Raw genomic sequence first — 18,812 nt, 5'->3', positions numbered from 1 at the left:
CATTTTCAGCGACTATATTTACGATCAATGCCAAGCCCTAAGGGCGCACCGGAATCCCCATGGACATTCTTTTCATCGCCGATCCGCTTACGCAGTTCAAGATCTACAAAGACTCGACCTACGCGATGATGGCCGAAGCCGCGCGCCGCGGTCACACGCTTTACACGTGCGAGCCGAAGCATCTGGCGTGGACGGGTGGCGATGTCGAGGCGAATGTGCAGCGCTTTGCGATCGTCGGCGACGTGACGGACCTGCATCGCGACACCTGGTACGCCGCTGAAGCGGCCGCGCCAAAATCGCTGAAGCACTTCAGCGCGGTGGTGATGCGCAAAGACCCGCCGTTCGACATGGAATACGTGACGTCGACGTGGCTGCTGGAAATGGCCGAGCGCGGCGGCGCACGTATCTTCAACAAGCCGCAGGCCATTCGCGATCATTCGGAAAAGCTGGCGATCGGCGAGTTCGCGCAGTTCGTCACGCCGACTCTGGTGACGCGCGACGCCACCCGTCTGCGCGCCTTCCACGAAGAACACGGCGACGTGATTCTGAAGCCCCTCGACGGCATGGGCGGCATGGGCGTGTTCCGCGTGAAGGCTGACGGCATGAACCTCGGCTCGATAATCGAGATGCTGAGTCACGACGGCGCGCGCTCTGTCATGGCGCAAAAATTCATCCCCGAGATCAAGGACGGCGATAAGCGCATCCTGCTGATCGGCGGCGAACCCGTGCCGTTTTCGCTGGCGCGGATTCCTCAGGGCAATGAAGTGCGCGGCAATCTGGCTGCCGGTGGCCTGGGCGTGGCGCGCCCGCTCACCGAGCATGACCGCAAGATCGCCGACACAGTCGCGCCGGTGCTCGCTGCGCGCGGCCTGCTGCTGGTTGGACTGGATGCGATCGGCGACTGGCTCACCGAGGTGAACGTGACGAGCCCGACGTGTTTCCGCGAAATCATGGACCAGACCGGCTTCGACGTCGCAGCGATGTTTATCGACGCACTGGAGCGCGCGGCAGCTTGAGGCGCAGCCCTTGAATGGCCGCCATGGCCCCCAAACTATGTAGTAAATCCGCATCAAGCGAAACACCGGCTTTGGCGCGAAAATGGGCCTGATACAATGCCCGCTCTCCCGCGCCAAGCCGAATCGATGGCGTCTGTCGGACGCTACAGGCATGGATTGCGGACTGTAAGCGAGCAGTTTTCCGCTGGTGCCGCTGCGATATCCGGCAGCGCGGGCCGCTCGTCAAATGATGTGTTCCGGTCCTCACGACCCACGGCCGGTCGAGGGCGCTTGCGAATCGGGCTTCGTCCCGGTTCACGGTTCGGGGCCGTTCTTTTGCAGTAAGGCTGACATGGCAGGCATTCTGATCATTGCGCACGCTCCGTTCGCCACCGCGTTGCGCGATTGTATTTCGCACATTTACGGTGGCTTGCCGGCTCGTATCGGCGTGATCGACGTATCGCCGGATTGCGATCCCGCACAGCAGGTCGCGTTCGCGCATTCGGAAATCGAGCGGCTCAAGGAAGAAAACGGGGCACTTGTGCTCACTGACATGTTCGGCGCCACGCCGGCGAATATCGCCGGGCGGCTCGCTTCGTTGCCGAACGTCCGCGTGCTGTGTGGCGTCAATCTGCCGATGCTGGTGCGCGCGGTCTGTTATCGCGCGACACCGCTCGACACGCTGGCCGACAAGGCGCTCGCCGGGGCCACCAAGGGCGTGCACGCAATCGGGCCTGCCACGCCGGCGCCGGTTGCGCCTCGCGCGGGGTCTGGCGACTGTTTGCCGGCTTTGCCGCCCGCTGCCGCTTCCGCAGACTGTTTGCCCGCGTTGCCGCCCGAGGCCGACCTGACTCAGAAGGCCGGCTCGAGCGGATTGTAAGCGGATCGCACAGCTTTAAACGGTTGTGATCGGGTTGTATACAACCCGTTTGCCTCTGCTTTGCAGTTTCATCTTTCACCACAACACTTACCCGCGCTTCGGACCATCACATGCTGCAACAGGAAACGACTATTGTGAACAAGCTGGGGCTGCACGCGCGCGCGTCGGCCAAGTTGACGCAACTCGCGGGCAACTACCAGGCGGAAATCTGGATGAGCCGCAATGGCCGCCGTATCAATGCCAAAAGCATCATGGGTGTGATGATGCTGGCCGCGGGTATAGGCAGCACGGTGCTGATCGAAACGGAAGGCACCGACGAAAAAGACGCGATGGACGCATTGTTGAAACTGATTGCCGATAAATTCGGCGAGGGTCAGTGAAGTCACGCGGTCCTCTTGCCTGGAGCAAAATGCCGCGGCTGTCCGCGGCATTTTTTTTAGCGCATGACAATCGGCGCATGAGAATCTCTCAGGGCGCACGAGCCGGCAGCTCACGCGACGCGTGAAGGATTCGCGTTGCCGGAATGCAAGCTCGAAGAAGGCGCATTGTTGTGGTCGCTTACGATATTTCGTGCTGCGGTGCACACAGCCCTGGCGTACTTGTAAAGTGCGCGGAATTTATAATGACGAAGATAGTCTGAGAGCATTGCAGCGGTTTGCCGCGGCATCACACAACTAGAGGAGGTGCGCGTGTCCTTCACGCTGCATGGAATTCCCGTGTCACGCGGTATCGCCATCGGGCGGGCTTATCTGATCGCCCCGGCTGCACTTGACGTAGACCACTATTTGATCGAACCGGCCCAGATCGAGGGCGAGGTCGAGCGTTTTCGCACGGCCCAGCAACTGGTGCATCGGGAACTCGACGCGTTGCGCGCCGATCTCGCGGCAGACGCGCCCAGCGAAATGGGCGCGTTCATCAACGTTCATTCAATGATCCTGAACGATGCAATGCTCGTGCAGGAAACTATCGACCTGATCCGCACGCGCCGCTATAACGTCGAGTGGGCGCTGACCGAACAACTTGAGCGCCTGTCGCGCCATTTCGACGATATCGAAGACGAATACCTGCGCGAACGCAAAGCCGACATCGAGCAGGTGGTGGAGCGCGTGCTGAAGGCGCTCGCCGGCGCATCGGTGGCGCTGGTGGACGGTGTGCACGGTACCTGCGAGGAGATGATCGTGGTCGCGCACGACATCGCGCCGGCCGACATGATGCAGTTCAAAACGCAAACGTTTCAGGGTTTCGTCACGGATCTCGGCGGACGTACTTCGCATACGGCGATCGTCGCGCGCAGCCTTGGCATTCCGGCTGCGGTCGGCGTGCAGCATGCGAGCCAGTTGATCCGTCAGGACGACCTGATCATTGTCGACGGTGATCATGGCATTGTGATCGTCGATCCCGCGCCGATCGTGCTGGAAGAGTACTCATACCGTCAGAGCGAAAAAGCGCTCGAGCAGCGCAAGCTGCAGCGGCTGAAGTTTTCGCCGACGCAAACACTCTGCGGCACGCGCATCGAACTCTGCGCGAACATCGAACTGCCGGAAGACGCGCGCGCCGCAATCGATTCGGGCGCAACCGGCGTGGGCCTGTTCCGCACCGAGTTCCTGTTCATGAATCACAAACACCATTTGCCGGAAGAGGAGGAGCAGTTTGCCGCCTATCGTCGTGCGGTCGAGTTGATGAACGGCTTGCCTGTGACGATCCGCACGATCGACGTCGGCGCCGACAAGCCGCTCGATTCGATGGGCGGGGGCGACGGCTATGAAACCGCCGCGAACCCCGCCTTGGGGCTGAGAGCGATTCGCTGGAGCCTCTCGGAGCCGCAAATGTTCCTGACGCAACTGCGCGCCATTCTTCGCGCGTCGGCGTTCGGTACGGTGAAAATTCTGATTCCGATGCTCGCGCACGCGCAGGAAATCGATCAGACGCTCGATCTGATTCGCGAAGCCAAGCGTCAGTTGGACGATGCCGGCATAGCCTACGATCCGAACGTGCAGGTCGGCGCGATGATCGAGATTCCGGCCGCCGCGATTGCGTTGCCGCTGTTTCTCAAGCGGCTGGATTTCCTGTCGATCGGCACCAACGATCTGATCCAGTACACGCTGGCGATCGATCGCGCGGATAACGCGGTCGCGCATCTGTACGACCCGCTGCATCCCGCGGTGCTGCATCTGATCGCGTTCACGCTGCGTGAGGCGAAGCGGGCGGGGGTGCCGGTGTCGGTGTGCGGCGAGATGGCGGGCGATCCGGCGTTGACGCGTCTGTTGCTCGGCATGGGCCTCACCGAGTTTTCGATGCATCCGAGCCAGTTGCTGGTGGTCAAGCAGGAAGTCCTGCGCTCGCATCTGAAGACGCTCGAGAAGCCGGTGGCCGACGTGCTGGCATCGTTCGAACCGGAAGAAGTGCAGGCGGCGCTTAAGCGCGTGGTGCTGGCTTGAAAAAACTGAAACTCTGGATCGGGTTCAAATGAATGAGAAACGCCGCACATGTGCGGCGTTTCTCATTCAGCGTTTTGTCTAGGCTCAGGCCTGATGTCGTTGCCCGCATACCGGGCAATCCGGCTGACGCGCAATGCGCATCGTGTTCCATTCCATTCGCAGCGAATCGAGCATCGTGAGGCGGCCTACCAGCGGCGTGCCGATTTCGCCGATCACTTTTAGCGCTTCAGCCGCTTGCATCGAACCGATGATGCCAACCGTGGGGGCGAACACACCCATGGTCGAGCACGCGACTTCCTCGAATGGTTGATCTTCTGGGAACACGCACGCGTAGCAGGGCGACGCCGCGTCGCGAAAATCAAAGGTGCTGATCTGGCCGTCGAAGCGCAGCGCCGCGCCCGACACCAGCGGCACGCCATGTTTCACGCACGCCCGGTTGATCGCGTGGCGCGTGGCGAAGTTATCCGTGCAATCCAGCACGACGGTGGCGTGCGGCACCTCGCGGTCGAGCCATGCATCGTCGACGCGTTCGGCGACCGCATTCACCACCACCTCGGGATTGATCTGGGCGATTGCGTCGCGCCCGGACTCCACCTTCTTGCGCCCGACCGACGCGCTCACGTGCAGAATCTGCCGCTGCAGATTGGTCAGGTCGACCGTATCGGCATCGACCAGCGTCAAGCGGCCGACGCCTGCCGCCGCCAGATACATTGCTGCAGGCGAACCTAGCCCGCCCGCGCCGACGATCATCGCGTGTGCGTCGATAAAGCGCTGCTGCGCCTCGATGCCGATTTCGTCGACGAGGATGTGGCGGGAATAGCGGAGGAGTTGATCGTCATTCATGGCGGGGCGCGTGGAGTGTCGCGCAATGAGATGCAGGACCGGTGGCCTGCCATGCGCGTTTTCGTTATTTTAATCGCGCGGGGAGTGGGTGTTCGTGCTGGTACCGATGCCGGGGATTACAGCAACAGCATGTACTGCCACGTGTCTTCGCAGCATGTTCGGCTGCGAAGACACGTCAGGTTTGAGGCTTAGTTGCTCTGCGTAGCAGGGGCCGAGGCCGGAACCGGGCCCGATGCGCCGGGCACCGGTTGCGTCGGCTTCACCGCGACCGGCGCGGACGCCGACGTTGCCGGCTTGTTCTGCGCCAGACGGCGCTCGGTCAGCGACTTCGATTCCTGCACCGGCTTGCCTTCCAGCTTGTTCAGAGCCTGTTGCAGCATGAAGTCGTCGGCCGAACCGAACTCAACCGGCTTGCGCTCACGATCCTTCTGACGCTGTTCCGGCGTCTTCTTGTCGTTCTGCTCTTCAAGCTGGCGCAGTTGGTCCATGCGTTCCTGTTCGCGCTGATCCGCTTCCTTCTTCTCGTTTGGGTCTTGCGTGTTCGCAAGGTGGTTCGAGTAGTCGACTTCGCGGGTAACCAGTGCGTCGTCCGGATCGCCTTCTGCGTATTGATCGACCGCGATGTCAGGACGAATGCCCTTGTTCTGGATCGAACGGCCGCTCGGCGTGTAGTAGTACGCCGTGGTCAGGCGAAGCGCGGTATCCGCCGTCATCGGCCGGACAGTTTGCACCGAGCCCTTGCCGAAAGTGGTCTTGCCGACAATCAGCGCACGATGCTGATCCTGCAGCGCGCCCGCGACGATTTCCGAAGCCGACGCCGAGTAGGCGTTGGTCAGCACGATCATCGGCACAGTCTTGAAGATCGGTGCTTCATCTTTCAGCGGATCGCTGTCGAAGGATTGGAGGCGGTAGTTGTCGTACGTATCGCGATAGACCTGCTTCGAATCCGGGATCTGACCGTTGGTGGACACCACCACCGAATTCGCCGGCAGGAATGCGCCGGCGACGCCGACCGCGCTTTGCAGCAGACCGCCGCCGTTATTGCGCAGGTCGAGCACGAGGCCCTTCAGGTTCGGCTGTTGACGTGCGATGTCTTGCAGCTTGGCGGCCAGATCAGGCGTGGTGCGCTCCTGGAAGCTGGTGACGCGGATATACGCGTAGCCCGGAGCAAGGATCTTCATCTTGACCGACTGGACCTTGATGATCGCGCGCGTCACCGTGAGCGGGAACGTGCGGTCGTCGGTCTTGCGGAAGATGGTCAGCGTGACCTTGGTGCCCGGATCGCCGCGCATCTGCTTGACGGCCTGGTCGAGCGTCATGCCGCGCACGGGCTTGTCGTTGATGCGGGTGATCAGGTCGCCCGGACGGATGCCGGCGCGGAATGCAGGCGTGTCTTCAATCGGCGAGATTACCTTGATCAGGCCGTCTTCAGACGAAATTTCGATGCCGAGACCCGCGAAGCGACCCTTGGTCTGCTCCTGCAGTTCTTCGTAATCGGTTTTGTCGAGATACGACGAGTGCGGGTCGAGGCTCGATACCATGCCCTTGATGGCGGCGGTGAGGAGTTTCTTGTCGTCGACCGGTTCGACGTACTCATGCTTGATTTGCCCGAAGACTTCGGCAAAGAGCCTGAGTTGGTCCAGCGGCAAAGGCGCGACGGCGCTCGAGGCGGCGCCGGCGGGTTGCTGGGCCGAGGCGGAGAGTTGCAGGGTGGCAAATACGCCGGTAGCAAGGCCCGCGGCAATCAGGCCGATATTTTTCAGGTTCTTTCGCATAGAGTCTGTTGCGGTCGGAAGCGCGTGGCAGCGTCGATAGAGATGGGGACGGACAAGTATAACTGCACACCCGCCCTGTCAGGGCGCAGCACAGGCAATCGTGATTCGACAGCACGGGCCGGGCCTGGTTCGTGAGATCGGCGCTGCGGTGGTGAAGTAATGTGCGGTAACAGCAGGATGGCGGCCAGATGGCGCGCCCGGAGGATGCGGGCCACGCCGGCCGGTATGTCTTGCCGGTCGGCGCGGCCCGTCTGCCGTCATTGTGCTGCCTGTCTGACGGCAGGATGGCAGCAAGATGGCAGAATCAGCCCGCCTTGCCTTGCTTGGCCACAGCGGCTTGCGCCTTTGCAATCGCGTCCTGGTCGCCCAGATAGTAGTGCTTGATCGGCTTCAGGTTTTCGTCGAGTTCATAGACGAGCGGCACGCCGTTCGGGATATTCAGGCCGACGATGTCGTCGTCCGAAATGTTGTCGAGGTACTTCACCATGGCGCGGATCGAGTTGCCGTGCGCGGCGATCACGATCTTGCGGCCCGACTTGATGGCCGGCGCAATCGACTCGTTCCACAGCGGCAGAACGCGCGCGACGGTATCCTTCAGGCACTCGGTGAGCGGCAATTGTTCGCGCGGCACTTTGGCGTAGCGCAGATCGTTGTAGGGCGCGCGTTCGTCCGACGGATCGAGCGCCGGCGGCGGCGTGTCGTAGCTGCGGCGCCAGACCAGCACCTGTTCGTCGCCGAATTTGGCGGCGGTTTCCGCCTTGTTCAGACCCGACAGCGCGCCGTAGTGGCGTTCGTTCAGGCGCCAGGAATGCACCACCGGCAGGTACATCAGATCCATCTGGTCCTGCACGTGCCACAAGGTGCGGATCGCGCGCTTGAGCACCGACGTGTAGGCGATATCGAACGTGTAGCCCGATTCCTTCAGCAGCACGCCCGCTTGCTGCGCTTCACGATTGCCCTGCTCGGTCAGGTCGTCGTCGACCCATCCCGTGAAGCGGTTTTCCTTGTTCCACGTCGATTCGCCGTGGCGGATGAGAACGAGTTTGTACATGAGATTGCCGGTCGGTAGTAAGGAAGCGGTAAAGCGTTGCGAGGCTCCTCTAGAGGAGCGCCGCCATCGCGTCAGACGGTTATTTTATAATGGGTGGATTGCCCTTTTCGATTTCTCTCTTTTTCGGCGGATTTTCCGTGAAGTTTTTCACTGATTACACAAACCTTGTACTGATCGCAATCGTCCTCATCTCCGGTGGGTTGCTGCTATGGCCGACGATCAGCCGGCGTGGCCGCGGGGGCCTGTCGGCCGCCGAGGCGACCCAACTGATCAATCGGCGCAATGCGGCGGTCATCGATCTACGTCCGTCCGCCGACTTTGCCAAGGGCCATTTGCCCGCGGCGCGGCACCTTGAATTTGCAGAGTTGCAGGCGAAAGTCGCGCAACTCGCGAAGAACAAGAACAACCCGGTGCTGCTGGTATGCCAGACCGGCCTGCAGTCGAACAAGGCTGCGCGTATCGTGCAAGATGCCGGATACGCCGAAGTCCATGTTCTCGAAGGCGGTGTCGACGCCTGGCAGAAAGCCGGTATGCCGGTTGTGAAACAAGGAGCAGCCAAGTGAACAAAGTCATCATGTACAGCACCCAGGTGTGCCCGTATTGCCAGATGGCCGAACGTCTTTTAAAGTCGCGCGGCGTCGAGCACGTTGAAAAGGTACTGATCGACAAAGACCCGGCCCGTCGTGAAGAAATGATGACCCGGACCGGTCGCCGCACGGTGCCGCAGGTGTTCATCGGCGAGACGCATGTCGGCGGGTACGATGACCTGTCCGCGCTCGATCGCGCGGGCGGTTTGATGCCGCTGCTCGAAGCTGCCTGAACGAAGAAGTTGCCTTACTTATGCGCCGGCCGGCGCGTGAGTGGCGCAAGTGAAATACAAGCCGGCGTTTCGTCTCTTTCAGAGCGGGGCGATACGCCGCAACGATCTGGCGGCCTGTGAAGCCATGGGCCGCCGCCATGTATACCTATCAGGGAATCATTCAATCATGTCCGACGAGAATAACCAGCCGTTCTTCAACATCCAGCGCATCTACCTGAAGGACATGTCGCTCGAGCAACCGAATTCGCCGGGCATCTTCCTCGAGCAGGAAATGCCGTCGGTCGAAGTCGAAGTCGACGTGAAGGCCGAGCGCCTCGCCGACACCGTGTTCGAAATCCTCGTCACGGGCACGGTCACGGCCAAGGTGTCGGACAAGGTTGCGTTCCTGATCGAAGCCAAGCAAGCCGGCATTTTCGACATCCGCAACATTCCGGCTGAACAGATCGATCCGCTGGTCGGCATTGCCTGCCCGACGATCCTGTTCCCGTACCTGCGCTCGAACATCGCCGACGCGATCACCCGCGCAGGCTTCCCGCCGATCCACCTCGCCGAGATCAACTTCCAGGCGCTGTACGAGCAACGTCTCGCGCAAATGGGTGGCCAGGAAGGCGCGGCGCAAAACGGCGTCACGCATTAACGCGTCCGTTCGGTGCCGGCTATGAAGGTCGCTGTCCTCGGCGCCGGTGCATGGGGCACAGCCCTCGCCGGCCATCTGGCTGCGCGGCACGACACGGTGCTGTGGGCGCGCGAACCCGCGCTCATTGCCGATCTCTCCGCATCGCGCGAAAACGCCCGCTATCTGGCGGGCGTTACTTTGCCGCCGTCCCTTCGCTATGAAGCCGATCTGAACGCAGCGCTCGACCATGCGCTCGCCGACAACGCGTTATGCGTCGTCGCGACGCCCGTGGCCGGTCTGCGGGGTCTGTTCCGGGCCATGCGCGACGCCGGCAAAGTGCCGGCGCATGTGGTGTGGTTGTGCAAAGGTTTCGAAGCCGACTCGCAGTTGTTGCCGCATCAGGTGGTCGCGGCTGAACTGCCGGGACATGGCAGCAACGGCGTGCTGTCTGGTCCAAGCTTCGCGCGCGAAGTCGGGCAGGGTTTGCCGGTCGCGTTGACGATCGCGAGTACGTCATTGACGTGCCGTGAGCGTACGGTTGGCGCGTTCCATCATGGCGCCATGCGCATCTATACCGGCGACGATATCGTCGGCGTGGAGGTGGGCGGCGCGGTGAAGAATGTGCTGGCGATTGCCACAGGTATTGCCGACGGCCTCGGCCTCGGTCTCAATGCACGCGCGGCGTTGATTACGCGTGGCCTGGCTGAAATGTCGCGCCTCGGCGTGACGCTTGGCGGACGGGCGGAAACGTTCACCGGTTTGACCGGCCTCGGCGATCTGATCCTGACCGCCACGGGCGATCTGTCGCGCAATCGTACGGTCGGTGTGCAACTCGCCGCGGGCCGTACGCTCGACGATATCCTCGGCGGCCTCGGTCACGTGGCCGAAGGCGTGCGTTGTGCGCAAGCGGTACTGGCGATCGCTCGCGCTCATGCGATCGAGATGCCGATCACGCAGGCGGTCTGTGCCGTGCTGTTCGACGGTGTGGCGCCACGCGACGCCGTCAGCGCCCTGCTGCGGCGCGATTCGAAAGCAGAATAAGTCTTGTCTTTCAGCCGTTTAGCGCGAAAAAGCGCTGAACGGCTGCCCGCCATCGCTGTCCACGTTTTATCGACGCTTCGGACCAGCGAGGTTCCCATGCTCAATTTCAACAATTGCACGCTAGAAGCGCGCGTGGTCGACATCACGACGCTCGCCGTGGATGCGATCGTCAACGCCGCGAATACCTCGCTGTTGGGCGGGGGCGGTGTGGATGGCGCGATTCACCGCGCGGCGGGTAACGAACTGGTGCGTGAGTGCGAGGCGCTCGGCGGCTGTGCGACCGGCGACGCAAAGATCACCGGCGGTTATCGCTTGCCGGCTAAACACGTGATCCACTCGGTCGGCCCGGTGTGGCGGGGCGGCGCGCATGGCGAGGCCGACCTTCTCGCATCCTGCTATCAGCGCTCGCTCGAGGTGGCGCATCAGGCGCACTGCACGAGCATTGCGTTTCCCGCGATTAGTTGCGGGATCTACCATTTCCCCGCTGACGAGGCCGTGCAGATTGCCGTTCGCACCGTGCTCGAAACCTTGCCACGCACGCCGACGATCGGGCGCGTAGTGTTCGCCTGTTTCGATGACGCCATGCTCGCGCGCTACGAAGCCGAACTGGAGCGCCGTCAGGCGCCGCCGTCGAAGCCGGTCTGACGCCACGCTTCGAACACGACCACGGCGACCGTATTTGAGAGGTTCAGGCTGCGGTTGCCCGGCCGCATTGGCAGACGCACGCGTTGTGAATGGGCGAAGTGATCGAGCACTGTGTCAGGCAGGCCGCGCGTTTCGGCGCCGAACAGGAACCAGTCGCCAGATTGAAATGCATGCTCGTGAAAGCGGCCGGAGCCACGGGTGGTGAAGGCGAACATGCGCGCCGGATCGGGCGTTTCCCTGGCGATGAACGCTGCCCAATCGGCATGCACGTTCATTTGCGCGTACTCGTGATAGTCGAGTCCGGCGCGGCGCAACTTGGCGTCGTCGAGCGGAAAGCCGAGCGGCTCGATCAGATGCAGCCGCGCGCCGGTGTTGGCGCACAGGCGGATGACGTTGCCGGTGTTCGGCGGGATTTCCGGTTCGACGAGAACGACATTGAACATGATGGTTTCAGGTAGAGACTAGTTTTTCGGCGTGCGCAGTGCGACGAAGTTGGTGACGCGCCGCGCACCGGCAGCTTTGAGCGTACGCGCCAGCGCTTCGAGCGTCGCGCCGGTCGTCATCACATCGTCGACGATGCCGACATGCAGACCTTGCACCGGTTTGACGACTTCGAATGCGCGGCCCACGTTCAACCGGCGCGCGTCCAGGTCGAGCCGCGACTGTGGCGCGGTGTGGATCACACGATGCAGCAAGGTGGCGTCGCTGCGCACATTCAGCGCGCGTGCCAAGGGCCTCGCAATCTGCCAGGCCTGGTTGTAGCCGCGCTCGGTAAGACGTTTGCTGGCCAGCGGCACGGGCGCGAGCACATCGGGCCGCTCAGATGCTTCTTGCCAGGTGTCTTCAGCGAGACGCGCAAGGCGCTGCGCAAACTCGCGCGCCAGCATCAGCCGGGCGCGGAATTTCAGGCCGAGCGCCAGGGCGTCGAGCGGCTGGCGGTAATCGGCCAAGGCAAAAGTCGCCTCGAAGGGCGGCGGCTCGCCGATGCAATCCGCACAGCGATATTGCGCGCGACCCGCCCAGCGTGTTCCGGACAAAGGAACCGCACAAGTCGTGCAACGCAACTTGCCTTCGTTCCAATATGTCTCGTCGCAACCGGCGCAGAGCGTCTTGTGCGACAAATTGCCGCATAGCGCGCACAGGTTCGGCAGCGCGGCGTGCATCACATGCGGCCATGCCGAATACAAGCCGCGCGTGAAGCGTGCAAAACGTGCGTTCGAGCCGCCGGGAGATGAATAATTTTTTCGGAATGGCATGATTGGACCGCCCGCGAAGGCCCTTCAGGCTGAATGGACGGAAGCGAACGAGTATACTTCGTGCTCTACGCCAGTACGACACTCATGCCCCCAACTTCGTCTCAATCTGGCCGTCCGGCCTATGATTCCCGGCGCCTCAGGCAGATTTTCGACCGCCGTGCGGTGACCTTCGACACTGTCGCGTTCCTGCCGCGCGAAATCGCGCAGCGCATGCGCGAGCGTCTCGACTACATCAAGGTCACGCCCGCAAGCGTGCTCGACGCCGGTTGCGGCGCGGGCGAAGACATCCCCGCATTGCGCGAACGCTTTCCCGAGGCGCCGGTGTTCGGCACCGATCTATCGCACGGGATGCTCGGTCGCGCACTGCGTCACGATTCCGGCGACACGAGCTGGCGACGCTTTCTGCCGGCAACGCTCGGCAAGGCGCTCGGCGCCCGTGGTCCACGTTTCGCGCAGGCCGACTTTTCGGCGCTCCCGTTCGCGGCCGGCGCCTTCGAATTCATCTGGTCCAATCTCGCCCTGCACTGGCACTCGCGGCCCGATCTCGTGTTCCCTGAGTGGCAACGGGTGCTGAAAGTGAACGGCCTGCTGATGTTCAGCACGCTCGGTCCCGATTCGCTGAAGGAATTGCGCGGCGCCTATGCCGAGGTCGAGGCCGCGCACGGCGTTGCTTCGCGCAAGCATGTGATCGACTTTGTCGACATGCATGACCTTGGGGATATGCTGGTCGAGAGCGGTTTCGAGATTCCTGTGATGGATCAGGAAACACTCACTATTACGTATAAGTCGCCCGAGTCGCTGCTCGCGGACGTGCGCCGCTGGGGCGCGTATCCGTTCGAGCGCGAGGCCACTTCGAATGCCGTCGCGCGTAGACTGCACAAGGCTTTGCTGGCGGCGCTCGAAGCCCGTCGGCGCGCCGACGGTACGATCGCGCTGACCTTCGAAGTGATCTATGGTCACGCATGGAAAGCCGTGCCGCGCACCACCGCTGAAGGTCATGGGATCGTGCGGATCGAGGATATCGGACGGGGCTCGTCGAGGAGTCGGTGAGGAATCAATGAAGCGGTAAAGAGGACATCTGTTATGTCTGAAATTACCGCTTCAAAAGACGCGCGAAAGCTGCGTCGAAACGGCGCGGAGGCTTGTCGCACCTGGCTTGTGAGCCGATTGAGGCTTGCTTGTGGATGCTATGGATCGCGCCTATAATGCGTCAGTTTGTCGCCCGGAGTTCCCACATTTGGGGCGGCAGGCCCGAGGCGCAGGGCTGCAATATGAAGTGACGCGGCGGTGATTGAGTGGCCGTTCAGCGGTCGCGAGCAATGGCCGCAGGCGGTGATTGGTGGCGGTCTGCAGGAGGCAGCGATGGAAGCATCAGATCTGCTGGCGGATTCAGAACCAGTTCTCAAAGACTGGACGATGAAACGCAACTGTTCGATATCGCCGCGGCAGTTTGTAGGTTTCTATGTGTCGCTTGCGTTGTTCTCGTTGGCAATTGCTTTCATGCTGGTTCTGGTCGGCGCCTGGCTGGTGTTGCCGTTCACCGGTATTGAATTGCTGGCGGTGGGCATCGCGTTTGCCATATACGCGCGTCATGCTGTCGATTACGAGCGTGTCCGGCTGTTTCAGAACCGGCTCGTGATCGAGCAGGTCAGCGCCGAGCGGCTCACGCAGTTCGAATTCAATCCGCGCTGGGTGCGGATCGAACCGGGTGCAACGCCGCGTGACCAGATCAAACTGGTCTCGCGCGGCCAGACGATCATGATCGGGCAACATCTCGCGCAGTATCGGCGCGCGCAGTTCGCAGGCGAATTGCGTATGTGGCTCATGCGTTGTTAGACGTGTTGAGACGCGCGGCGTTCACGGGGGCGCGCGAGACAGCCTGCCAGCGGGGTCGAGGGTTTGAATGGAAATTTTGGGTAAGGAAGCTATGAAAACAATCAAGCGAGCCCTCATGGGTGTGCTGGCGATGAGCGGACTGCTTTTCGCCGGTGCCGCCCTGGCAGTGGGCGATGTTCCGGGCGGCCCTGCCGTCAACGAGATCAATCTCCAGCCGCCTGCGACAAAAATCGCTGAGGAGCTTTTCAGCCTCCACATGTTCATGCTGGTTCTCTGCCTGGTGATCTTCGTCGGCGTGTTCGGTGTGATGTTCTATTCGATCTTTGCTCACCGCAAATCGAAAGGTCACAAGGCTTCGAATTTCCACGAAAGCACCACCGTCGAAATCATCTGGACGATCGTGCCGTTCGTCATCGTCGTGCTGATGGCGCTCCCCGCCACCAAGACCGTGGTGGCAATGAAGGACACCACGAACGCCGACCTCACCGTCAAGGTTACCGGCTACCAGTGGAAATGGGGCTACGACTACGTGAAGGGCCCGGGCGAGGGGATCAACTTCCTGTCCACGCTGGCCACGCCGCGTGCGGAAACCGACGGCCGTGAGCCGATTTCCACTACGTATCTGCAGGAAGTCGACAATCCGCTCGTCGTGCCGGTCGACAAGAAAATCCGCATCATCACCACCGCGAACGACGTGGTCCACTCCTGGTACGTGCCGGCTTTCGGCGTGAAGCAGGACGCGATTCCGGGTTTCGTGCGCGACACGTGGTTTAAGGCCGATAAGATCGGCACGTTCCGCGGCTTCTGTACCGAACTGTGCGGCAAGGAACACGCGTTCATGCCGGTGGTGGTCGAAGTGCTGTCGGCAGACGACTACGCGAAGTGGGTCGATACGCAGAAGAAGAAAATGGCCGCTGGCCAGGACGATCCGAACAAGACCTACACGATGGCCGAGTTGATGGAGCGCGGCGGCAAGGTATACGCGTCGAACTGCGCGGTCTGCCACCAGCCGACCGGCAAGGGCGCAGGCGCATTCCCGGCGCTGGACGGCAGCAAGATCGCCAATGGTCCGATCGCCGAACACGTAAGCCTGGTGCTGAAGGGCAAGAACGCGATGCCGTCGTGGGCACCGACGCTGAACGACATTGAAATCGCTTCAGTCATCACGTACGAACGTAACTCGTGGGGCAACCACACCGGCGACATTCTCCAGCCGAAGCAAGTGCTGGACGCACGCAACGGCAAGCTGCCGGAAGGCGGCAATCATCTGGCCGACGCGGGCGCAGCAGCTAGCGGCGCGCAAGCGGCTTCGGGTGCAGCGGCAGGTTCGGGTGCAGCGGCAGCTTCGGGCGCAGAAGCCGCTGCGGCCGGTTCTGACAGCGCGGCGGCATCGCAGGCAGCACTCCCGGCAAACGTCTATTTCGACACCGGCAAGAGCACGCTGCCGGCCGACGCGAAAGCGGCGGTCGACGCGGCTGCGGCCTACGCGAAAGCGCACCCGGACGCAAAGTTCACGCTGTCGGGCTTCACCGACGCCACCGGTTCTGCCGAAGTCAACGCGAAGCTCGCGAAGACCCGTGCCGAAGCCGTGCGCGACGCGCTGAAAGCAGCCGGCATTGCCGAAGACCACATCATTTTGAAGAAGCCGGAAACGATCACGGGCGGCGGCGACGCGAAAGAAGCCCGTCGTGTCCAGATCAGCCCGGCTGCCTGACGTGTTCATGGTCAGCATCGCAGTATTCGCATTAGGAGATTGTCATGTCTAGCATCGGACACGATGTAACCGCGGGCCACGAGCACGTGCACGGCGACCATGCCCACGAAACGCCGCATGGCTGGCGTCGTTGGCTGTTCGCAACCAATCACAAGGACATCGGTACGCTGTACCTGATCTTCTCGTTCACCATGTTCCTCTCCGGGGGCGTGATGGCGCTGATGATCCGTGCCGAACTGTTCGAGCCGGGTCTGCAGATCATGCGTCCCGAGTTCTTCAACCAGTTGACCACCATGCACGGCCTGATCATGGTGTTCGGCGCGATCATGCCGGCCTTTGTCGGCTTCGCGAACTGGATGGTGCCGCTGCAGATCGGCGCATCTGACATGGCTTTTGCGCGGATGAACAACTTCAGCTTCTGGCTGCTGCCGGTGGCTGCAGTGTTGCTGGTCGGTTCGTTCTTCGCACCGGGCGGCGCAACCGCCGCGGGCTGGACGCTGTACGCGCCGCTGTCGACACAGATGGGTCCGGGGATGGACTTCGCGATTTTCGCGGTCCACTTGATGGGTGCTTCGTCGATCATGGGCGGGATCAACATCGTTGTGACGATCCTGAACATGCGCGCACCCGGCCTCACGCTGATGAAGATGCCGATGTTCGTCTGGACGTGGCTGATCACCGCGTACCTGCTGATCGCCGTGATGCCGGTTCTGGCAGGCGCGATCACCATGGTGCTGTTCGATCGCCACTTCGGCACGTCGTTCTTCAACGCGGCAGGCGGCGGCGACCCGGTGATGTACCAGCATATCTTCTGGTTCTTCGGGCACCCCGAGGTGTACATCATGATCTTGCCGGCGTTCGGGATCGTGTCGCAGGTGATCCCGGCGTTCTCGCGCAAGCCGCTGTTCGGCTATAGCTCGATGGTGTACGCAACCTCGTCGATCGCGATTCTGTCGTTCATGGTCTGGGCGCACCACATGTTCGCGACCGGCATGCCGGTGACGGGCCAGCTGTTCTTCATGTACGCGACGATGCTGATCGCCGTGCCGACGGGTGTGAAGGTGTTCAACTGGGTCGCGACGATGTGGCGCGGTTCGCTGTCCTTCGAAACGCCTATGCTGTTCGCGGTCGGCTTCCTGCTGGTGTTCACGTTCGGCGGTCTGTCGGGCCTGATGCTCGCTATGGCGCCGCTCGACATCCAGTATCACGGTACTTACTTCGTGGTGGCGCACTTCCACTATGTGCTTGTTGCGGGTTCTCTATTCGCGCTGTTCTCGGGGTGGTACTACTGGGCGCCGAAGTGGACCGGCTGGATGTACAACGAAACGCGCGGCAAGATCCACTTCTGGGCGTCGATGATTTTCTTCAACATCACCTTCTTCCCGATGCACTTCCTGGGCCTCGCCGGCATGCCGCGTCGTTACGCTGACTACCCGGCACAGTTCACGGACTGGAACCAGGTCATCTCGATCGGCGCATTCGGCTTCGGTCTGGCACAGGTCTACTTCCTGTTCGCGGTTGCACTGCCGGCCTATCGCGGCGGCGGCGAACTCGAAAAGGCCGGCGACAAGCCGTGGGACGGCGCAACGGGCCTCGAATGGACCGTGCCGAGCCCGGCTCCGTTCCACACGTTCGAAAACCCGCCGACCGTCGAGTAATCGGCGTTCAGCGAGGTTGCCGGTCCCGGCGGCGTAGTTGCCGTAAGTCGCCGTCAGAACCGGGCAGCCACACGAGCAGTGGCGGCACATGTGGTCACGAAAGTATTCAGAAAGTCGAGCATGACGCGCAATCCTCAAGAAAGACGTACGCCCGAGCAGGTTCGCGCGGGCAACCGGCGGATCGGTATTGTGATGTTTGTCATCGCCGCGGCTTTTTTTGCGAGCGTCATCATCCATCAGAAGTGGTTCACCTGACGCGGTGGTTCGAGCCTGTATGCAGGATTGTTGAGGATTGAGATGTCGACGCAACCGCCGGCTCAGGCCGATCGCTCTTTTAACCGTTCGATGCTGATCAAGCTGTTCGTCGTCGCGTTGATGATGTTCGGTTTCGGTTTTGCGCTGGTGCCGATGTATCGCGCGATCTGCCAGATCACCGGCATCAACAACCTCGTGCAGCGTGATGCCACGGCGCGCGAGGCGAAGAATACGCAGGTCGACATGAGCCGCACGATTTCGATCGAATTCGATGCGAACGCGCGCGGCCCGCTGGGTTTCAAGCCGGAGCAGCGCAGTCTCGACGTGCATCCGGGCGAAGTGACGACAGTGATGTACGAGGTCAGCAACGAACAGGCGCGCACGATTCAGGCGCAAGCCATTCCGAGCTACGCGCCGAAGCAGGCAACCGAGTACTTCAAGAAGATCGAGTGTTTTTGCTTTACGCAGCAGACTTTGACGGCGAATCAGACGAAGCGGTTGCCGGTGGTATTCGTGGTCGATCCGAAATTGCCGAAGGATGTGAAGACGATCACGTTGTCGTACACGTTCTTTGAGTTGAATACGCCGGCAGCGGCAACGGCCGGGAGCGCATCACCCACGGCCAGTACGGCGGCAACCGCCGCCAATCCCGCCTGACGGTGTTTGCTGCAGGCGAAGGAAGAAGACGTAATGAGCGATAACAGCGGCAGCCCGCGCAAGAGCAGTTTTGGCCAGTCGATGAAAGCCGTGTTCTGGTCGTTTTTCGGGGTGCGCAAGCGTCGTGATCTGGAAGCGGATGCAATGCAGCTGAACCCGTTGCATGTAATCTTGGCGGCATTGATCAGTGCGGCCATTTTTATCGGTGTGCTGATCCTGATCGTGCGCGCCGTAGTCGGTTGAGCCGGCAGGCTCACGCGTAGTACGGGGCGAAGCAGAGCCCACGAATTAGAGTGAAGCGGTGCGGTATCGACGCGCCGCCGAAGATACAG

21 protein-coding genes are annotated in these 18,812 nt (G+C 61.7%); 16 read left to right on the top strand and 5 right to left on the bottom strand.

Annotated features, from left to right (window positions below; all coding sequences use genetic code 11):
* Positions 1-59: 59 nt before the first annotated feature.
* The 4 genes from gshB (at position 60) to ptsP (ending at position 4,313) form a co-directional block, all read left to right on the top strand.
* The gene (gene gshB / locus VFE81_RS20225; protein WP_325046286.1) at positions 60-1,016 is read left to right on the top strand and encodes a glutathione synthase; all 957 of its coding nucleotides are present in this window, start codon (positions 60-62) and stop codon (positions 1,014-1,016) included.
* A 331-nt stretch (positions 1,017-1,347) separates the two neighbouring features.
* Positions 1,348-1,875, top strand: coding sequence for a PTS mannose transporter subunit IIA (locus tag VFE81_RS20220; protein WP_325046285.1), 528 nt, complete (start codon positions 1,348-1,350; stop codon positions 1,873-1,875).
* Positions 1,876-1,985: 110 nt separating this feature from the next.
* Entirely contained in the window at positions 1,986-2,255 is a 270-nt protein-coding gene (locus VFE81_RS20215) for an HPr family phosphocarrier protein (RefSeq protein ID WP_133650007.1), read from the top strand.
* 309 nt (positions 2,256-2,564) lie between these two features.
* Positions 2,565-4,313, top strand: a complete 1,749-nt coding sequence (ptsP, locus tag VFE81_RS20210; RefSeq protein WP_325046284.1) for a phosphoenolpyruvate--protein phosphotransferase — start codon at positions 2,565-2,567, stop codon at positions 4,311-4,313.
* Positions 4,314-4,397: 84 nt separating this feature from the next.
* Here ptsP and VFE81_RS20205 read toward each other — a convergent pair whose 3' ends face one another.
* The 3 genes from VFE81_RS20205 to gpmA all read right to left on the bottom strand — a co-directional run bounded on the left by VFE81_RS20205 (position 4,398) and on the right by gpmA (position 7,982).
* Entirely contained in the window at positions 4,398-5,156 is a 759-nt protein-coding gene (locus VFE81_RS20205; RefSeq protein ID WP_325046283.1) for a molybdopterin-synthase adenylyltransferase MoeB, read from the bottom strand.
* 188 nt (positions 5,157-5,344) lie between these two features.
* Complete coding sequence (locus VFE81_RS20200; protein ID WP_325046282.1) at positions 5,345-6,931, bottom strand: S41 family peptidase; 1,587 nt, start codon at positions 6,929-6,931, stop codon at positions 5,345-5,347.
* Positions 6,932-7,235: 304 nt separating this feature from the next.
* Positions 7,236-7,982 carry a 2,3-diphosphoglycerate-dependent phosphoglycerate mutase gene (gene gpmA, locus VFE81_RS20195; RefSeq protein ID WP_325046281.1) on the bottom strand — a complete coding sequence of 249 codons (747 nt, stop codon included), beginning with the start codon at positions 7,980-7,982 and terminating at the stop codon, positions 7,236-7,238.
* Positions 7,983-8,119: 137 nt separating this feature from the next.
* Between gpmA and VFE81_RS20190 the strand changes: the two genes are divergently transcribed.
* The 5 genes from VFE81_RS20190 to VFE81_RS20170 all read left to right on the top strand — a co-directional run bounded on the left by VFE81_RS20190 (position 8,120) and on the right by VFE81_RS20170 (position 11,104).
* Positions 8,120-8,545: a rhodanese-like domain-containing protein gene (locus tag VFE81_RS20190; RefSeq protein ID WP_325046280.1), complete on the top strand. Its 426-nt coding sequence runs from the start codon at positions 8,120-8,122 to the stop codon at positions 8,543-8,545.
* A complete protein-coding gene (gene grxC, locus VFE81_RS20185; protein ID WP_028199035.1) occupies positions 8,542-8,802 on the top strand; it encodes a glutaredoxin 3 in 261 nt (86 codons plus the stop codon). The genes VFE81_RS20190 and grxC overlap by 4 nt, the downstream gene beginning before the upstream one ends.
* 166 nt (positions 8,803-8,968) lie before the next feature.
* Positions 8,969-9,439, top strand: a complete 471-nt coding sequence (gene secB, locus VFE81_RS20180) for a protein-export chaperone SecB (protein WP_054035743.1) — start codon at positions 8,969-8,971, stop codon at positions 9,437-9,439.
* Positions 9,440-9,460: 21 nt separating this feature from the next.
* On the top strand, positions 9,461-10,459 hold the full coding sequence (locus VFE81_RS20175) for an NAD(P)H-dependent glycerol-3-phosphate dehydrogenase (protein ID WP_325046279.1): 999 nt from the start codon (positions 9,461-9,463) through the stop codon (positions 10,457-10,459).
* Positions 10,460-10,555: 96 nt separating this feature from the next.
* Positions 10,556-11,104 (top strand): O-acetyl-ADP-ribose deacetylase, encoded by a 549-nt coding sequence (locus VFE81_RS20170; protein WP_325046278.1) that lies wholly within the window; start codon positions 10,556-10,558, stop codon positions 11,102-11,104.
* On the opposite strand, the gene trmL is transcribed toward VFE81_RS20170, so the two are convergent.
* Together trmL and VFE81_RS20160 are read right to left on the bottom strand one after the other, a co-directional pair.
* Positions 11,077-11,547 carry a tRNA (uridine(34)/cytosine(34)/5-carboxymethylaminomethyluridine(34)-2'-O)-methyltransferase TrmL gene (gene trmL, locus VFE81_RS20165; RefSeq protein ID WP_325046277.1) on the bottom strand — a complete coding sequence of 157 codons (471 nt, stop codon included), beginning with the start codon at positions 11,545-11,547 and terminating at the stop codon, positions 11,077-11,079. The genes VFE81_RS20170 and trmL overlap by 28 nt on opposite strands.
* 18 nt (positions 11,548-11,565) lie before the next feature.
* Positions 11,566-12,360, bottom strand: coding sequence for a ComF family protein (locus VFE81_RS20160; RefSeq protein WP_325046276.1), 795 nt, complete (start codon positions 12,358-12,360; stop codon positions 11,566-11,568).
* An 84-nt stretch (positions 12,361-12,444) separates the two neighbouring features.
* Between VFE81_RS20160 and VFE81_RS20155 the strand changes: the two genes are divergently transcribed.
* The 7 genes from VFE81_RS20155 (at position 12,445) to VFE81_RS20125 (ending at position 18,723) form a co-directional block, all read left to right on the top strand.
* Positions 12,445-13,410: a methyltransferase domain-containing protein gene (locus tag VFE81_RS20155; RefSeq protein ID WP_325046275.1), complete on the top strand. Its 966-nt coding sequence runs from the start codon at positions 12,445-12,447 to the stop codon at positions 13,408-13,410.
* A gap of 312 nt (positions 13,411-13,722) precedes the next feature.
* Complete coding sequence (locus VFE81_RS20150; RefSeq protein ID WP_325046274.1) at positions 13,723-14,196, top strand: DUF2244 domain-containing protein; 474 nt, start codon at positions 13,723-13,725, stop codon at positions 14,194-14,196.
* 67 nt (positions 14,197-14,263) lie between these two features.
* A complete protein-coding gene (gene coxB, locus VFE81_RS20145; protein ID WP_325046273.1) occupies positions 14,264-15,910 on the top strand; it encodes a cytochrome c oxidase subunit II in 1,647 nt (548 codons plus the stop codon).
* A gap of 44 nt (positions 15,911-15,954) precedes the next feature.
* Positions 15,955-17,568: a cytochrome c oxidase subunit I gene (gene ctaD, locus VFE81_RS20140; protein WP_325046272.1), complete on the top strand. Its 1,614-nt coding sequence runs from the start codon at positions 15,955-15,957 to the stop codon at positions 17,566-17,568.
* 120 nt (positions 17,569-17,688) lie between these two features.
* Positions 17,689-17,823, top strand: a complete 135-nt coding sequence (locus tag VFE81_RS20135) for a cytochrome oxidase small assembly protein (protein ID WP_211607278.1) — start codon at positions 17,689-17,691, stop codon at positions 17,821-17,823.
* Between the two features lie 42 nt (positions 17,824-17,865).
* On the top strand, positions 17,866-18,480 hold the full coding sequence (locus VFE81_RS20130; RefSeq protein WP_325046271.1) for a cytochrome c oxidase assembly protein: 615 nt from the start codon (positions 17,866-17,868) through the stop codon (positions 18,478-18,480).
* Between the two features lie 33 nt (positions 18,481-18,513).
* Positions 18,514-18,723 carry a DUF2970 domain-containing protein gene (locus tag VFE81_RS20125; protein ID WP_325046290.1) on the top strand — a complete coding sequence of 70 codons (210 nt, stop codon included), beginning with the start codon at positions 18,514-18,516 and terminating at the stop codon, positions 18,721-18,723.
* Positions 18,724-18,812: the final 89 nt, after the last annotated feature.

The sequence above is a fragment of the Paraburkholderia sp. genome (genome assembly GCF_035656215.1).
GTDB lineage: Bacteria > Pseudomonadota > Gammaproteobacteria > Burkholderiales > Burkholderiaceae > Paraburkholderia.
The sequence above is the reverse complement of the archived record's forward strand: the minus strand, read 5'-3'. Positions and strand labels throughout refer to the sequence as shown.

Excerpts from the sequence above, each read along its gene's own strand:
- coxB (WP_325046273.1), top strand. The coding sequence starts at position 14,264 with ATGGAAATTTTGGGTAAGGAAGCTATGAAAACAATCAAGCGAGCCCTC.
- VFE81_RS20170 (WP_325046278.1), top strand. The coding sequence starts at position 10,556 with ATGCTCAATTTCAACAATTGCACGCTAGAAGCGCGCGTGGTCGACATC.
- VFE81_RS20135 (WP_211607278.1), top strand. The coding sequence starts at position 17,689 with ATGACGCGCAATCCTCAAGAAAGACGTACGCCCGAGCAGGTTCGCGCG.
- VFE81_RS20220 (WP_325046285.1), top strand. The coding sequence starts at position 1,348 with ATGGCAGGCATTCTGATCATTGCGCACGCTCCGTTCGCCACCGCGTTG.
- VFE81_RS20215 (WP_133650007.1), top strand. The coding sequence starts at position 1,986 with ATGCTGCAACAGGAAACGACTATTGTGAACAAGCTGGGGCTGCACGCG.
- VFE81_RS20205 (WP_325046283.1), bottom strand. The coding sequence starts at position 5,156 with ATGAATGACGATCAACTCCTCCGCTATTCCCGCCACATCCTCGTCGAC.
- VFE81_RS20130 (WP_325046271.1), top strand. The coding sequence starts at position 17,866 with ATGTCGACGCAACCGCCGGCTCAGGCCGATCGCTCTTTTAACCGTTCG.
- VFE81_RS20175 (WP_325046279.1), top strand. The coding sequence starts at position 9,461 with ATGAAGGTCGCTGTCCTCGGCGCCGGTGCATGGGGCACAGCCCTCGCC.
- secB (WP_054035743.1), top strand. The coding sequence starts at position 8,969 with ATGTCCGACGAGAATAACCAGCCGTTCTTCAACATCCAGCGCATCTAC.
- gpmA (WP_325046281.1), bottom strand. The coding sequence starts at position 7,982 with ATGTACAAACTCGTTCTCATCCGCCACGGCGAATCGACGTGGAACAAG.
- VFE81_RS20155 (WP_325046275.1), top strand. The coding sequence starts at position 12,445 with ATGCCCCCAACTTCGTCTCAATCTGGCCGTCCGGCCTATGATTCCCGG.
- VFE81_RS20150 (WP_325046274.1), top strand. The coding sequence starts at position 13,723 with ATGGAAGCATCAGATCTGCTGGCGGATTCAGAACCAGTTCTCAAAGAC.
- ctaD (WP_325046272.1), top strand. The coding sequence starts at position 15,955 with ATGTCTAGCATCGGACACGATGTAACCGCGGGCCACGAGCACGTGCAC.
- VFE81_RS20160 (WP_325046276.1), bottom strand. The coding sequence starts at position 12,360 with ATGCCATTCCGAAAAAATTATTCATCTCCCGGCGGCTCGAACGCACGT.
- VFE81_RS20125 (WP_325046290.1), top strand. The coding sequence starts at position 18,514 with ATGAGCGATAACAGCGGCAGCCCGCGCAAGAGCAGTTTTGGCCAGTCG.
- gshB (WP_325046286.1), top strand. The coding sequence starts at position 60 with ATGGACATTCTTTTCATCGCCGATCCGCTTACGCAGTTCAAGATCTAC.
- VFE81_RS20200 (WP_325046282.1), bottom strand. The coding sequence starts at position 6,931 with ATGCGAAAGAACCTGAAAAATATCGGCCTGATTGCCGCGGGCCTTGCT.
- trmL (WP_325046277.1), bottom strand. The coding sequence starts at position 11,547 with ATGTTCAATGTCGTTCTCGTCGAACCGGAAATCCCGCCGAACACCGGC.